This is a genomic window from Gulosibacter massiliensis (genome assembly GCF_900626105.1).
Classification (GTDB): Bacteria; Actinomycetota; Actinomycetes; order Actinomycetales; family Microbacteriaceae; genus Gulosibacter; species Gulosibacter sediminis.
This window is the reverse complement of record NZ_UYZX01000002.1, coordinates 569574-582612: the sequence shown is the minus strand read 5'-3', so window position 1 is coordinate 582612 and position 13039 is coordinate 569574. Positions and strand designations below refer to the sequence as shown.

The following is a 13039-nucleotide window of genomic DNA, read 5'->3' as shown; positions in this document are numbered from 1 at the left end:
AGCGTAGTGCGGTCTGGGCGGCGATTAGCCCCGGAGGTAACGCCAGGGTTTCCGGGCCGTCTCGACGCGGTGGCGGGCCTCGCCGGGGGCGTCGGGGTCGTCGTAGACCGCGTCGCCGGGCCAGCAGATGATGCCGCCGTCGCGCGCCCGCGTCGGGAGTTCCTCGAAGCCGCCCGAGCGCAGGTCGGCGAGGGCCTCGGCGACGTCGGCATACTTCGTGAGCTTGTCGAGCATGACCCACGTCGGCACGATCAACGTGAGCGCGTCGTTCGCGTGCGTGTCGAGCATCTGCTGCGGGCGCACCCACTCGAGCGCCACCGCCTCGGCCTCGGCGGGCACCGGCGTGCCCGAGAACGCCGGTGCGACGAAGAACCAGGTGCGAAATCGCGGCATGACGTTGTGCGGCGGGCTGAAGATCGCGAGCGGCGTCAGGCTCGCCGGGTTGACCACGAGCTCGGTCTCCTCCCGCACCTCGCGGGCGGCCGCGACGCGCGCCGCGGCCTCCTCGTCGGCCGGGTCGCCGTCTTCGGGGTCGACCTTGCCGCCCGGGTACACCCAGGCGCTCGCAAACGAGCCACGCGACGGGCGCTGCAGCATGAGCACCTCGATGCCCTCGTCGCCGTCGCGCAGCAGGAGCACGGTGGCGGCGAGGCGTTCGGTGGTTTCCGGCGTTTCGGGTGTGGTCACCTGTGCACCATATCGCGAGCGATACGCTGGCGGTATGGCTGTCGACATCGCGCAGGTGCGGGCGAACAACCCGTCACCGATGACCCTGACCGGAACGAACACGTACGTCATCACGAGCGGCGAGGTGAGCTGCGTCGTCGATCCGGGACCGCTCGAGGCCGAGCACCTCGATGCGATCGTCGCGACCGCCGAGCAGATCGTGCTCGTGCTCTCCACCCACCGCCACAGCGACCACACGGCCGCGGTTGACGAGCTCGTGGCGCGCACCGGCGCATCCGCCCGCGCCATCTCGCCCGAGTGGTGCCGGGGCGCCGAGCCGCTCCACAACGGCGAAGCGATCGCGCTCGGCGACACGAGCCTGCGCATCCTCGCCACCCCGGGCCACACGAGCGACTCGATGAGCGTGCTCGTGCCCGAGGCCCACGCCGTGCTCACGGGCGACACCGTGCTCGGCGGATCGACCACCGTGCTCGAATACCCCGACGGCACGCTGCGCGACTACCTCGCTTCGCTCGACCAGCTCGAGAAGCTCGGCGCCAGCCGCATCCTGCCCGGCCACGGCGACGAGATCAAGGCGGGCGACGAGGCCGTGCGCGAGCTGCGCGAGCACCGCCTGGGCCGACTCAAGCAGATTCAGGATGCGCTCGCGCAGCTCGGCGAGGCACCCCGCGTCGACGAGGGGCTCATCGACCGCCTCGTCGAGCTCATCTACCCGGGCGTTGCGGCGGCTGGTGCCGCCCGGTTGTCGGTCGCGGCCCAGCTCGACTACCTCGCGGGGGCTTAGAGCGAAAACCGTAGCCCGCGCTTTCGGGTTGACCTGCCACTTGTTGCTTGCTGCCGAGGTGATTTGGGGTGACTTTTCCCTGAGCCTATTTTGTGATGCGCCAAGCCTGAATATCCATCGCGTCGTGCAGCAGACGAGCGACTTCGATGGCGTCGGCAACTTGTCGATAGACCACGAAGTGCCGAGGGTGCGAGATACGTCGCACAGCAGGGCTCACCTGGTCACGGCAAGCTCTCAGATGCAGCGTGCGGAACCCGTCAGCGAGGTCGGAACGATCATGCGAGCCAGGAAACCTCGGATCCACACTAATGACGCCCAACGTTGCGAAGACCAGAGCTTCGTATCCGTCGCGAACGGCCGCACCGAAGTTCTCCAATGACCATCCCAGCGCATCAACGATGTCAGCGCGAGCCGCAGGCGTGAGGTCAACTGCGTACGTCACGCCGGCTTTCGCGCACCGCGCTCGGTCGCCTCGCGGCTTAGCCCTTGCAGATACTCCTGAAGCTCACTTGCGGGGATGCGGATGCTTTCGCCCCGGTCGATCTGGTCGACTCCGACTTGCACGGCCGCCTTGAGTTCGGCGTAACGCGCCTCGTCGTGCTCGTTCGTGGTTGCGAGCGAAGCGATCAGCTCCTGCGCGATCTCGGCTCGCTCGGCGCGCGGCAGCGCACGCGCTGCATCGAGCACTTCGGTCAGAGTCGATTTCATGAAGGCATTCTACGACGGCTCGTTCAATGCCGGCAGATGACGCCGTCAAACTCACGGCGCTGACCGCTCCGACGCCACTTACTGCACGCAGTCGCGCTGTCAGTATGTTCCGCGAATCACTGCGTGGCCTCTGACTGGACGATGAGTCGCTTGCCCCAAGGAACGCTCCAGCGGTGCGGTGATCCAGTTCCGGCTTACTCCTTGCTGTTCGAGCACCACATGCGCACTGCCGCGGGAGATGTAGGCGAATCCTTCGTCCTGGCGTTGATAGTCGATGGTGAAGCCACACAGGCCGCACCACAACTCGAGGCTCGTAGGGGTGTGGGTCACGAGCAGCTCAGGCACGAGCGTGGGGTCAGAATTGGTCACGCCAGCAATTCTCTCAGTCCACAGTCGACGACTGCTGGCGCGGGTCCGTCCGAGACACGGCATTTGGGGTTCGACAGTGCTAATAAATGAAAGGCAACGGGCCAGCGACCCGGATAAGTGTCGGCCATGGCCCGATCGGGCTATTGGTACGACGGCCGTGCGCGCGCAGACTGAGTGAATGCGCCTGCACACATTTCTCTACCGAACCAGCATCGCTTTTGCTGTCGCACTGACCTGCTTTCTGCTGCTCGCGGCGTGGTTGATCGGCGCACGATTTGATGCGAATGACTGCGACTTGTCGATCCCTATCGGCGTCTCGATATGGACCTATGAACACAGCTGGTGGCCGTTGGGGCAGAGCTGCGTCTACAGGCTCGACGACCCGGACGGCCCTACGGTCGTGCCGCCAGGCTACGAACTCACCATTGCGATGGGCATCATCCTGATTTGCGGCGTTCTGCTCGTGTGGCTGCTCCGACGATGGCACAAGCGCCACATCGCACGTCGACTCGGATGAGGGAAATGACGAAGTGGGCGGCGGGCACACTGCCCACCGCCCACTTCGTCCGTGTCGCTACGCCTGAGCGCGCTCGAGAATGAGCTCGCGCACGCGCTTCGCGTCGGCCTGGCCACCCATGGCCTTCATGACCGCGCCGATGACGGCGCCGGCGGCCTGCACCTTGCCGTCCTGGATCTTCGCGAGCACGTCGGGCTGTGCCGCGAGCGCCTTGTCGATGGCCGCGATGAGCGCGCCGTCGTCCGAGACCACGGCGAGCCCGCGCGCATCCACGACCTCGCGCGGCGAACCCTCGCCCGCGAGCACGCCCTCGAGCACCTGGCGCGCGAGCTTGTCGTTGACGGTGCCGTCGGCGATGAGTGCCTCGAGCTCGGCAACCTGCTGCGGCGTCGCGAGGGCGGTCGGGTGCACGCCCTGCTCGTTCGCGAGGCGGCTCAGCTCGCCGAGCCACCACTTGCGGGCGCCCTGCGGGGCCGCACCGGCCTTGACCGTCTCGTCGACCGCGTCGAGCAGGCCACCGTTGACGATGTCCTGGAACACCTGACCGCTAAACTCCCACTCGCCGCGCAGGCGCCGGCGGCGCAGCACCGGCTGCTCGGGCAGAGCCGCGCGCAGTTGCTCGACGAGCTCGCGGCTCGGGCGAAGCGGCATGAGGTCGGGCTCGGGGAAGTAGCGGTAGTCATCGGCGTCGGACTTCGGGCGCCCCGACGAGGTGCGGCCGGTGTCTTCGTGCCAGTGCCGCGTCTCCTGCGTAATCGCGGTGCCCTTCTCGAGCAGCGCGGCCTGGCGCTGGATCTCGTAGCGCACGGCGCGCTCGATCGAGCGGAACGAGTTGATGTTCTTCGTCTCGGTGCGCGTGCCGAGCTTTTCCGCGCCGCGGGGGCGCAGCGACACGTTCGCGTCGCAGCGCAGGTTGCCGCGCTCCATGCGAGCGTACGAGACGCCGAGCGAACGGGCGATGTCGCGAATCGTCGACACATACGCCGCCGCAAGCTCGGGGGTGCGTGCCTCACCGCCGAAGATCGGCTTCGTGACGATCTCGACGAGCGGCACACCCGCGCGGTTGTAGTCGACGAGCGACGAGCTCGCGCCCTGGATGCGCCCGGTCGAGCCCATGTGCGTGAGCTTGCCCGCGTCATCCTCCATGTGCGCGCGCTCGATCGGCACCTGGAACACCGTGCCGTCCTCGAGCTCAACCTCGACCTCGCCCTCGAACGCGATCGGGTCGTCGTACTGCGAGATCTGGTAGTTGCGGGGGCTGTCGGGGTAGTAGTAGTTCTTGCGCGCGAACGACGACTCCTCGGCGATCGAGCAGCCGAGCGCGAGCCCGAGCTGAATCGAGTAGCGCACCGCCTCCTCGTTCACGACGGGCAGCGTGCCCGGCAGACCGAGGTCGACGGGGCCGATCTGCGTGTTCGGCTCGGCGTCGTGTTCGTCGCCCGAGGGGTTCGGTGTGGGCGAGAACATCTTCGTCTTCGTCGAAAGCTCGACGTGCACCTCGAGGCCGATGACGGGCTCGTACTTCTCGAGCGCGGCATCGAAGTCCATGAGTTCCGGCTTCGCCATCTCGCTACGCCTCCTTCAGCTCGGGGGCCTGCGCGTAGAGCGGGCTCCCCCATTGTTCGTTGAGTGCTGCCTCGAGCGCGGCGCCGACCTTGTAGAGGCGGGCGTCCTCGCGCGCGGGTGCCATGAATTGGAAGCCGACGGGCAGGCCCTCGCTGAGGCCCATGGGCAGCGAGAGGGCCGGGATGCCCGCGAGGTTCGCGGGGATCGTCGTGATGTCGGCGACGTACATCGCGGTCGGGTCGTCGAGTCGCTCGCCGAGCTTCCACGCGACCGTCGGCGACGTCGGTGCGACGAGCACGTCGACCTCGCCGAATGCGCGGTCGAAGTCGCCCTGCACGAGCGTGCGGACCTTCTGCGCGGAGCCGTAGTACGCGTCGTAGTAGCCGCTCGACAGCGCGTAGGTGCCGAGCAGGATGCGGCGCTTCGCCTCGTCGCCGAAGCCGGCGGCGCGGGTCGCGCTCATGACCTGCTCGACGTTCGCGCCCTCGGGGGTGACGCGGAGACCGTAGCGCACCGAGTCGTAGCGGGCGAGGTTGCTCGAGACTTCGGCGGGCATGAGCAGGTAGTACGCCGCGACGGCGTAGTCGAGGGTGTCGAGGTCGATCCAGGTGATCGTTGCGCCGCGGGCGGTGAGCACGTCGAGCGCCTCCTGGAAGCGCTCGCGCACGCCCGCCTCGAAGCCCTCGCCCTCGGCAAGCTGGCGCGGCACGCCGACTCGCAGGCCGGCCACCGCATCCGCCTTGAGGCCCGCCTTTGCGGCGGCAGCGAACGACGGCCAGTCGTGGGTCATCGAGGTCTGGTCGCGCACGTCGTGGCCGCCGATGACATCGTGAAGCAGCGCCGCGTCGAGCACGGTGCGTGCCGCGGGGCCGATCTGGTCGAGCGACGAGGCCATCGCGATGGCGCCGTAGCGGCTCACGCCGCCGTAGGTCGGTTTCACGCCGACGGTGCCGGTGACCGAGGCGGGCTGGCGCACCGAGCCCCCCGTGTCGGTGCCGAGCGCGATCGGTGCCTCGAAGGCGGCGACGGCCGCGGCCGAGCCACCGCCCGAGCCACCGGGAATCCGGTCGAGACCCCACGGGTTGTTCGTCGCGCCGAAGCCCGAGGTCTCAGTCGACGAGCCCATGGCGAACTCATCCATGTTCGTCTTGCCGAGAATCGGCATGCCGGCGGCACGCAGGCGCTCGATGACGTGCGCGTCGTACGGCGGCTGCCAGCCCTCGAGGATGCGGCTGCCCGCCGTGGTCTCAAGGCCGCGGGTGACGAGGTTGTCCTTCACCGCGATCGGCACGCCGGCAAGCAGTGAGGTGGTTTCGCCTGCGGCGCGGGCGGCGTCGGCGGCCTCTGCCTGCTGCAGCGCGCCCTCGGCGTCGACGGTGAGGTACGCGTGCACGGCGCCGTCAACGGCAGTGATGCGGTCGAGGTGCGCCTGCGTCGCTTCGACCGAGGTCGTTTCGCCGGCCGTCAGGCGCTGCGCGAGTTCGGCGGCGGTGAGCTTGGTGAGGTCGGTCATTAGGCTTCCTCCCCCAAGATCGCGGTGACCTTGAACCGGGTCTCGTCGCGGTCGGGGGCCTGTTCGAGCACCTCATCGCGGTCGAGGGTCGGCGCCGCCTCGTCGGGGCGCGTGACATTCGCGTTCACGAACGGGTGGCTTGCGGGCGCAACGTCGGGCGTCGCGACCTCCTGAACCTTGCTGATGAGCTGGTTGATGGCGCCGAGCTGCTCGGTCATGCGCCCGATCTCTTCTTCCGTGAGATCGATGCGCGAGAGCTCCGCCAGGTGCTCGACGTCTGCACGAGTGATGTCTGACATACCGTTCCGTCTTCGAGTGCGATTACGACCAATCCAGTCTAGTTCGCCCACCCCGCACCCCGACCCCTTCCGTTGAGTGGTCGTTTTTTGTAGTTTCCAAGGCGGTAAGACTACAAAAAGTGAACCGTCCCGGGTTTGATGCCGCTCCCTTTTGAGTTGGAAGGATGGCGTCATGCCAAAGAAGATTGATCCCGCGCTCCGCGAACGAGCAGTCAGGCTCGTGCTCGAACACCGTGCCGAGTATCCCTCGACCTCACAGGCAATCGCCGCGGTCGCACGGCAAGAAGGTATCGGTGCGGAATCACTCCGGCGCTGGGTCGCGCAAGCCGATATCGACGCAGGAGTCCGCGACGGGCAAACCAGTGCGGAAGCCGCAGAGATCAAACAGCTCAAAGCAGAGAATCGCAGGCTCCGGGAGGACGTCGCGATCTTGAAAGCAGCGACAACTTTCTTCGCGGGGGAACTCGACCCCCGCAACCGGTAATGCTGGGGTTCATTGACCACCTGCGCGCTGAAGGTCACGCGGTCGAGTCGATCATTCGCGTCCTGCGGGAGCAGGGCGTGCAGATCGCCGCGCGCACCTACCGTGCCTGGAAACAAGGCCGCGTCAGCACCCGCACCGTGACCGACGCGCTCGTACTCGATGCCGTGCGTGACACGGCCTGGAACGTTGAGGAACGTCCCGACGGGACCCGCCGTCGACGGCTGACTCCTGAGGGCCTGTATGGGCGGCGGAAGATGACCGCGCTGATCCGCCGTACTGCCATCGCGGACGCGTCCCGCGGTGCCGTGGACCGCGCTATGCGTGCCCTCGGACTCGTCGGGATCACGCGGGCGAAAGCCATCCGAACCACGATCCCCGCCAAGAACGCCGCGCGTGCCGGTGACCTCCTGAACCGCGACTTCACCGCACCACGGCCGGACCACACCTGGGTGACCGATTTCACCTACGTCCGCACGTGGGCCGGCTGGGTGTACGTCGCATTCATCCTCGACGTGTTCTCGCAACGGATCGTGGCCTGGCACGCGCAGACCAGCAAACACACCGATCTCGTCATGACCCGGGACTGCCGAAGGTTTGGTTGACTCCAAGACCGCATGATTCCTGAGAGGGCGTCGTGCTGAAAGGATGGCAACCATGCCGAAGATCACCTACACCGACGAGTTCAAGCGCGACGCGGTCGCGTTGGTCGAGTCGGGTATCCCTCAAAAGCAGGTCGTCAAGGACCTCGGAGTGGCGAAAACCACGCTGCAGGCATGGCTCCGTGACGCGAGGTTCAAGTCCCATGGGATGACCCCGACCACCGATCCAGAGGCGCGCAAGGACATGTCGCAGGCACTGCGTCGGATCCGGGAGTTGGAGATGGAAAACGAGGTGCTACGGCGCGCGGCGGCGTATCTGTCGCAGGCTCACATCACGCCCCCAAAATGATCTATCCGCTCGTGAAGGAGATGGCCGCGGTCGGTGCCCGGGTGAGGGTGCCGGTGGCGGTCGCGTGCCGGATACTGGGATTCTCCAAACAGGGCTACTACAAGTGGCTCAAGCAACCGGTGTCAGCCCGTGAGGCCGAGGAGCAAGAGCTCATCTCGGTGTTGCATCAGCTTCACAACGACGACCCGGAGGGCGGCTACCGGGTGCTGGCAGACGACCTCGCTGAGTTGGGCTACGAGTTGTCCGAGCGCAGAGTGTGGCGGTTGTGCCGGGTCGCCGGCATCCAATCGGTGTTCACCACGCGGAAGACTCGCTACAAGAAGGCCGGCGCGCCGGTTCACGATGACCTGGTCAACAGGCAGTTCAGCGCCGACGGCCCCAACGAGCTATGGCTGACCGACATCACCGAGCACCGCACCCGCGAGGGCAAGGTCTACCTGTGTGCGATCAAGGACGTGTTCTCCAACCGGATCGTCGGCTACTCGATCGATTCACGGATGAAGGCCCGGATCGCCGTCAACGCGCTCGAGATGGCAGTGGCCCACCGAGGCCGGCCCGCTGGGGTGATCGTCCATTCCGATAGAGGGTCCCAATTCCGGTCGCGCCGCTTCCGCAAAGCGCTGAAGCGCCACAGGCTACGTGGCTCGATGGGCAGGGTCGGGGCATGTGGCGATAACGCCGCGATGGAGTCGTTCTTCGCGCTCCTGCAGAAGAACGTCCTCGACCGTCGATCCTGGGGCACACGAGAGGAACTGCGCCTGGCCATCGTGTCCTGGATCGAGGGCAAGTACCACCGCAAACGCCGTCAACGCCGACTCGGGAAACTCACCCCCATCGAGTTCGAACTCATCATGAACCCAGCCGCTACACTGGCGGCATAAACCCGGAGGTCAACCAAACCTTCAGCGGACCCAACAGACTCAGCACCGAGACCACCGCGATCAGCGCCGGAAAGATCGCTAGGACAGTGCGGTAGGTGAGGCTGGCCGCCAGATCGGTGCAGCCGTCAGCGGAGAATTCGTGGACCGTGGTCCTGAGGATGTACTTCCATGCGGGTTTGGTGATCTCACCAGGAGAGTCAGGCTTGCACTCATCTTCGGGATGAGGAGCGTCCGCAGGATCGCTTTGAGTGTTTTCACGGGAGCTGTGAGACATGGACGTGCCTTTCTCCGGGTGTACTGGGAGCACGCGCTCCTGAGGAACAAAGTTGGGCTGGACTCAGTCGCCCGGCCACTCTCCTGTGAGACGCTGGAACGCCCGAGCGCCCCCGCGGTCCACCAGCGCCTTGACGAAGGCGAAGAGTGCCCCCTGAACCGCAGCCGCCAGAAGAACTTCACCGAGGTTGAAGTCGGACTCCAAGGCTTTGGGTGCATCGTCGCGGTGTTCTGACGGGATCCGTTTCCAGATCTGCTTGAACAACACACCCGCCAGAGCACCGCTGATCAGGCCGTTGACCAGCCCGATCGGACGATAGAGGAGCTTCGCTGAAGTGTTGCTGGATTCTTTATTGGCCATCGTCATTTCCTTTCCTAGCGGTGCTGCAAGAACGCGGGGTCAGCTCTTACGAGACCGGCCGACGACGACGGCCATGGTCGCGGCGATCGTCGCCACACCTATCCATGCGTACGTGGTGGGTTTGCCGTGCTCGTCGATGACAAGCGCCTCGGCACGCTGGAGGTATCCGAGGGCGTGCTGGCGTGCGTCGTTCGTCTGTTCAGCGACGCGGTGCTTCGTCGCGGCGATCTGCCTTCGGGCCTGTGATTTCACATCGAACTTCTCCGCCAGTGCCTCGACGGTCTCTCCAAGCTCGCGCCGAGTGCGTTCAATGTCAGCCTCTATCTCCTCTTGCGAGGCACCCTTTTCCGGCTCCGGCGGCGCAGCGGAAACGCTGGCAACACCAGCGGTCGAGCGGGAGACCTTCGAATCCTCATGTCTAGGGGGCGTCATGGCGGCTGTGTTCCTTAACCTCGGCAACGTCTCGGTTGACGTTGGTGATTGTCCGTTCGGGTGCCAGCGAAAGCTGCTCCACCTTCTTCTTGCCGAGCAGAGCCACGATGGCGGCAGCGATGAAGAGAATGGCCGTGACGATGAGCGCTGCGGCCCATGCCGGCAGGACCAGCGTCAAGGCAAGAATGGCTGTGGCGATCAGAGCGCCGAAACCAAACCATGCCAGGATGCCTCCGGCCCCCAAGAATCCGGCGCCGATTCCGCCCTGTTTGGCCTTGGCTGATAATTCCGCCTGGGCCAGTCTCATCTCGTCGCGGACCAGTCGTGAGGTCTGCTCCGAGAGGCGAGTCATCAATTCAGGAACTGTGGGCTCTGAGGGTTTTGCTGGGTGACTCATGACGTGTGCCCTTGACTGTGAAACGACGTAGAACCTGGTTGCCACTGACGCTGGAAGATGAAGCTACCATTTGAGGCCACCCTGGTAAACGAATCGGACGAGAAACGTGCAGCGACTGCTTTGTGGGTCTGAGGAAGCCCTTCGTGTCTTCTCGGGGTGCCCCTCCACGTGCCTGGGATTGATGTCACAGAGCACCTGTCGAGGGGCCGGATCCCGCGTGCCCGGAACCGGCCCCTCGGCAGAGACGAAACGCTCAACCTGCAGCGATCTCACTCACCGCTTCTTACCGGGCTTGTCCTCACCCTCGACATCGATCTCTTCCTTGCGAACCTCATCAGAGACCGTCTCGGTGTCCTGCACCGTGCGCTTGCCGACATTGACCTTCTCGGTGACCACAGTCTCCTTATCCACCACCGGACGCTCCTCCCGCAGCGTCACCGTCTCCTCCTGCTGACCCGCACCATCGATGGTGCCAGCAGAACGAGCCTCAGCCGAGTTCGGATCGACCTTCTCACGATCCACCACCAGCTCCTCACGCTGGACCGGGACCTCAACGGTCTGATGCTCAGTGCGCACCCGCTTGCGCAGCCGCACCTGACCGGCCTCGCGCTCCTGGGTACCGACCTTCAGCCGCTCCTCGTGAGCGACCATCTTGGCGGCATCTCCGGCATCAGCACCCCGGCCGCCAGCATCAGTGCCGGTACGGCCGGTGTCGGTGCCGTGGCGACCGGTGCCGGTGCCGGTGTCAGTGCTGTAGTAATCCCACAGGCGATGCTCCTCCTCGACGCTGAGGTGACCGTCAACGTCGATGTTGGGGGCGTCCTTGATGTAGGCCTTGGTGAACGGCACCTTCAGGCCCTCAGGCGAATAGTTGGTGGCGCTGAAGGGGATGAAGGTCTCCTTGGTGCCGAAGAGACCCATGTTCACGGTGACGAATTTTGGTTCCTGGGTCTGATCGTCGACGTAGACCTGTCCGACGGAGCCGACCTTGCCACCTTCGCTGTCATAGACGTCTGCGTTCTCGATGGAGTCGATGTCGAAGTTGTTGTTGACCACGTTCAATCACTCACCTTCCTGTGCCCCCGACCTTCGGGGAGCCACGTCCTAAGATCAGGACCTGTCCCAAGCTAATACCGCCAGGTGGCTGTTCTGTTGACAGTAGCTGGGAACTTCATGAACGTGACGCGGCCTCGCGTTCGACCAGTCGCGAGCGACGCTTCCGAGTTCCGCTGAGCACAGTGCGATCGACCCTGGACCTCGTCTCGCGGCGCCTGGGCGCGTCCGTCCGTTCCGCGATGAAGGCGCCTTTCGAAGGAGCCCGGATGAGCGCAGACCCTGTCATCTCCGGGTTCAGTGAAGGAGACTTGTGTAGATTCCAAGTGGCTGGGTCCCCAAGTAGGAGTCCAGTGACTATGTGAGTTTCGCATCCGATAATGGATGCAGGAGGAAAGTCACAACCATGGCACGTAGACATACCCCGGGTCAGGTCATCGCGAAGGTGCGCCAAGGCCAGAAGATGCTCAACGACGGTCGCCCGATGATTCAGGTCATCAAGGAGCTGCAGATCACCGAAGCGACCTGGTATCGATGGCTTCAGCACTACGGCGACGAGAAGAACGCCACACGGACCAAAGCGGTCAAGGATGGAATGCCCCCGGGAGTAGGTCCGGGCAGTATGCGAGCCGCGGTTCCTTCAATGGGTACAGATTTCAGCATACTCAGCCGGGCTGCGGTAGCCGAGCGCTGAGTGGCGTCTGATGGTGTTGTACTCCTTCTTCCAATCGCCGATGATCACCTGAGCATGGGTTAGGGACCAGAAGCTGGTGATGTTCAGGCACTCGTCTCGGATTCGGCTGTTGAAGGACTCCACGTAGCCATCGCGCCACGGGGCACCGGGTGGGATGTAGTAGATCCCCGTGGCCTCTCCAGCCCAGTCGGCCATCGCCTTACTGATCAGCTCCGGGCCGTTGTCGCACCGCAGAACCTGTGGCAGTCCCCGCTGCGCGGCGATAGCGTCGAGGTGGGCGGTGAGGTCATCACCGGTGATGCTGCGGGCCACGATCCCGCCCAGGCATTCGCGAGTGTGCTCATCGACGATCGAGGCGATCTTGATCGCCCGGCCCGTCTCATCGGCGTCGAATTGGAAGTCCACCGCCCACACCACATTCGGCGCGCCGGCCTGTGGGGCTTCCGTGGTGGAGGACCCCACGCGTTTGAGTCGACGTTTCACGGGCACCCGCAGGCCCTCTTCACGCCAGAGCCGCTGGACCTTCTTATGGTTGACCGCCCAGCCCTCGGCTCGGGCGTCATAGTAGGCCCGTCGGTAGCCCCAGCGCGGGTGGTCCTTTGCATAAGCCCGTAGCCAGGCCCGCAGCCCAGCATCAGGATCACCAGCGTTCTCAGACTTCAGTGCCCGGCGGAAGGCGGATCGGGCAAGCCCGGCCAGCGCGGTGGCTCTGCGTTCACTGATGCCCATGGTGGCCATCAGGTGTCGCGCAGCTGCTCGGCGCCGGTCCGGGCTTAGAAGTTTCCCTCCGCCAGCTCCTTCAGCGCGGCCTTCTCCAGCTCGGCCTCGGCCAGGAGCTTCTTGAGCCGGTCGTTTTGCTTCTGAAGTTCCTTCAGCCGTTTGGCGTCTTCGGCTTTGAGCCCGCCGTATTGGTTCTTCCACCGGTAGTAGGTGGCCTCGGTGACTCCCAGTTCGCGGGCGGTGGCGGCGACGTCGTGGCCTTCTGCCTGGAGCTTCTCAGCGTCTTGGAGCTTCCGGATGATCTGTTCCGGGGTATGGCGTCTTCTCTTGCTTGTCATGGTCACACCAGTTTT

General features: G+C 65.2%; 16 protein-coding genes and 2 pseudogenes. 5 read left to right on the top strand and 13 right to left on the bottom strand.

The genetic code is table 11. From position 1 onward, the window contains the following. Nucleotides 1–24: 24 nt before the first annotated feature. Nucleotides 25–687 carry an NUDIX domain-containing protein gene (locus EJL01_RS12500; RefSeq protein ID WP_164509825.1) on the bottom strand — a complete coding sequence of 221 codons (663 nt, stop codon included), beginning with the start codon at nt 685–687 and terminating at the stop codon, nt 25–27. A 34-nt stretch (nt 688–721) separates the two neighbouring features. Between EJL01_RS12500 and EJL01_RS12495 the strand changes: the two genes are divergently transcribed. Then, nucleotides 722–1471, top strand: coding sequence for an MBL fold metallo-hydrolase (locus EJL01_RS12495; RefSeq protein ID WP_125107948.1), 750 nt, complete (start codon nt 722–724; stop codon nt 1469–1471). Nucleotides 1472–1556: 85 nt separating this feature from the next. On the opposite strand, the gene EJL01_RS12490 is transcribed toward EJL01_RS12495, so the two are convergent. From EJL01_RS12490 to EJL01_RS12480, 3 genes are all read right to left on the bottom strand, one after another. Further along, nucleotides 1557–1913 carry a type II toxin-antitoxin system RelE/ParE family toxin gene (locus EJL01_RS12490; RefSeq protein ID WP_125107947.1) on the bottom strand — a complete coding sequence of 119 codons (357 nt, stop codon included), beginning with the start codon at nt 1911–1913 and terminating at the stop codon, nt 1557–1559. After that, nucleotides 1910–2179, bottom strand: coding sequence for a hypothetical protein (locus EJL01_RS12485; protein ID WP_125107946.1), 270 nt, complete (start codon nt 2177–2179; stop codon nt 1910–1912). The genes EJL01_RS12490 and EJL01_RS12485 overlap by 4 nt, the downstream gene beginning before the upstream one ends. Nucleotides 2180–2278: 99 nt before the next feature. Further along, nucleotides 2279–2548, bottom strand: coding sequence for a VOC family protein (locus EJL01_RS12480; protein WP_125107945.1), 270 nt, complete (start codon nt 2546–2548; stop codon nt 2279–2281). A 178-nt stretch (nt 2549–2726) separates the two neighbouring features. Here EJL01_RS12480 and EJL01_RS12475 point away from each other — a divergent pair, with 178 nt between their 5' ends. After that, nucleotides 2727–3065, top strand: coding sequence for a hypothetical protein (locus EJL01_RS12475; protein WP_125107944.1), 339 nt, complete (start codon nt 2727–2729; stop codon nt 3063–3065). A 57-nt stretch (nt 3066–3122) separates the two neighbouring features. Here EJL01_RS12475 and gatB read toward each other — a convergent pair whose 3' ends face one another. The 3 genes from gatB to gatC are packed head-to-tail and all read right to left on the bottom strand — an operon-like array spanning nt 3123 to nt 6443. Next, entirely contained in the window at nt 3123–4631 is a 1509-nt protein-coding gene (gatB, locus tag EJL01_RS12470) for an Asp-tRNA(Asn)/Glu-tRNA(Gln) amidotransferase subunit GatB (RefSeq protein WP_125107943.1), read from the bottom strand. A gap of 4 nt (nt 4632–4635) precedes the next feature. Beyond that, a complete protein-coding gene (gene gatA, locus EJL01_RS12465; protein WP_125107942.1) occupies nt 4636–6144 on the bottom strand; it encodes an Asp-tRNA(Asn)/Glu-tRNA(Gln) amidotransferase subunit GatA in 1509 nt (502 codons plus the stop codon). After that, nucleotides 6144–6443 (bottom strand): Asp-tRNA(Asn)/Glu-tRNA(Gln) amidotransferase subunit GatC, encoded by a 300-nt coding sequence (gatC, locus tag EJL01_RS13030; RefSeq protein WP_164509824.1) that lies wholly within the window; start codon nt 6441–6443, stop codon nt 6144–6146. The genes gatA and gatC overlap by 1 nt, the downstream gene beginning before the upstream one ends. Nucleotides 6444–6615: 172 nt before the next feature. Here gatC and EJL01_RS12455 point away from each other — a divergent pair. Further along, nucleotides 6616–7502: pseudogene (locus EJL01_RS12455) on the top strand (IS3 family transposase); the annotation flags it as partial. Nucleotides 7503–7581: 79 nt separating this feature from the next. Beyond that, nucleotides 7582–8756, top strand: a protein-coding gene (locus EJL01_RS12450) for an IS3 family transposase (RefSeq protein ID WP_241209084.1) whose coding sequence is annotated in 2 segments (ribosomal slippage) — nt 7582–7861 and nt 7861–8756 — 1176 coding nt in all. Because the reading frame shifts where the segments join, the coding sequence is not laid out codon by codon here. On the opposite strand, the gene EJL01_RS12445 is transcribed toward EJL01_RS12450, so the two are convergent. The 5 genes from EJL01_RS12445 to EJL01_RS12425 form a co-directional block, all read right to left on the bottom strand. Then, on the bottom strand, nt 8740–9030 hold the full coding sequence (locus EJL01_RS12445; protein ID WP_241209222.1) for a YhjD/YihY/BrkB family envelope integrity protein: 291 nt from the start codon (nt 9028–9030) through the stop codon (nt 8740–8742). The genes EJL01_RS12450 and EJL01_RS12445 overlap by 17 nt on opposite strands. Nucleotides 9031–9093: 63 nt before the next feature. Then, nucleotides 9094–9396, bottom strand: a complete 303-nt coding sequence (locus EJL01_RS12440; RefSeq protein ID WP_241209221.1) for a DUF4235 domain-containing protein — start codon at nt 9394–9396, stop codon at nt 9094–9096. Between the two features lie 33 nt (nt 9397–9429). After that, on the bottom strand, nt 9430–9822 hold the full coding sequence (locus tag EJL01_RS12435) for a DUF3618 domain-containing protein (RefSeq protein WP_125107940.1): 393 nt from the start codon (nt 9820–9822) through the stop codon (nt 9430–9432). Further along, the gene (locus tag EJL01_RS12430; protein ID WP_125107939.1) at nt 9809–10219 is read right to left on the bottom strand and encodes a phage holin family protein; all 411 of its coding nucleotides are present in this window, start codon (nt 10217–10219) and stop codon (nt 9809–9811) included. The genes EJL01_RS12435 and EJL01_RS12430 overlap by 14 nt, the downstream gene beginning before the upstream one ends. A gap of 273 nt (nt 10220–10492) precedes the next feature. Continuing rightward, the gene (locus tag EJL01_RS12425) at nt 10493–11275 is read right to left on the bottom strand and encodes a DUF2382 domain-containing protein (RefSeq protein WP_125107938.1); all 783 of its coding nucleotides are present in this window, start codon (nt 11273–11275) and stop codon (nt 10493–10495) included. Between the two features lie 403 nt (nt 11276–11678). Between EJL01_RS12425 and EJL01_RS12420 the strand changes: the two are divergent. Next, a pseudogene (locus tag EJL01_RS12420) lies at nt 11679–11864 on the top strand (IS3 family transposase); the annotation flags it as partial. 48 nt (nt 11865–11912) lie between these two features. Here the strand turns inward: EJL01_RS12420 and EJL01_RS12415 are convergent. Next, a protein-coding gene (locus EJL01_RS12415) for an IS3 family transposase (RefSeq protein WP_125108055.1) occupies nt 11913–13024 on the bottom strand; the annotation gives its coding sequence in 2 pieces (ribosomal slippage) (nt 11913–12754 and nt 12754–13024; 1113 coding nt in all). Between the last annotated feature and the right edge of the window lie 15 nt (nt 13025–13039).